General features: G+C 48.6%; 1 protein-coding gene and 1 other annotated feature (1 of these 2 only partly in view). The gene reads left to right on the top strand.

Translation table 11 applies throughout. From position 1 onward, the window contains the following. Positions 1-979: a sequence feature (mutual gap in cmsearch alignment for this rRNA model is longer than 100), on the top strand (it extends past both window edges: 851 nt to the left, 1,002 nt to the right). Further along, the coding region (locus ACNI3T_RS13815) for a hypothetical protein (protein ID WP_417921589.1) at positions 1-198 on the top strand (198 nt) is incomplete at its 5' end. It overlaps the preceding feature by 198 nt.

Raw genomic sequence — 979 nt, 5'->3', positions numbered from 1 at the left:
GCATTTAGGTGCAGCGATATAGATAGTTTTATAGAGGTAGAGCTACTGATTGGATGCGGGGGCTTCACCGCCTACCAATTCCTGACAAACTCCGAATGCTATAAAATGTTTCATATCAGTGAGGGCATGGGTGCTAAGGTCCATGTCCGAGAGGGAAAGAACCCAGACCATCAGCTAAGGTCCCAAAATATATGTTAAGTTGAAGAAACGCGGTTGAACTGCCCAGACAGCTAGGATGTTGGCTTGGAAGCAGCCATTCATTTAAAGAGTGCGTAACAGCTCACTAGTCGAGCGGTTCGGCATGGATAATAATCGGGCATAAACATATTACCGAAGCTATGGACTATAGTTTACTATAGTGGTAGGGGAGCATTGTAACAGAGATGAAGGTGAGTCGCGAGGCTTGCTGGATTGGTTACAAAAGAAAATGTAGGCATAAGTAACGATAATGCGGGCGAGAAACCCGCACACCGAAAGACTAAGGTTTCCTCAGCTATGCTAATCAGCTGAGGGTTAGTCGGGACCTAAGGCGAACCCGAAAGGGGTAGTCGATGGACAAGCAGTTAATATTCTGCTACTTGCCCCACGTTAAAGCGGACGGAGGCGTAAATTTGGTGCGTACTGACGGAATAGTACGTTGAAGGGAGTGGTAACACCCCGATAGTACACAAAAGCTACGGCCGGCGTGATAATCCAGAGGAGCGACTTCCAAGAAAAGCGAGTGGAGGCAACCCGTACCCTAAACCGACACAGGTAGTTGGGATGAGAATTCTAAGGTGCTCGAGAGATTCATGGCTAAGGAACTAGGCAAAATTGGCCCGTAACTTCGGGAGAAGGGTCGCCCCCCTTATGGGGGGGCCGCAGTGAAAAGATCCAGGCGACTGTTTATCAAAAACACAGGGCTCTGCTAAATCGAAAGATGACGTATAGGGCCTGACACCTGCCCGGTGCTGGAAGGTTAAGGGGAGATGTTAGCATT

The organism is Christiangramia qingdaonensis, from assembly GCF_048381525.1.
Classification (GTDB): Bacteria; Bacteroidota; Bacteroidia; order Flavobacteriales; family Flavobacteriaceae; genus Christiangramia.
This window is presented reverse-complemented; position numbering and strand designations above follow the sequence as displayed.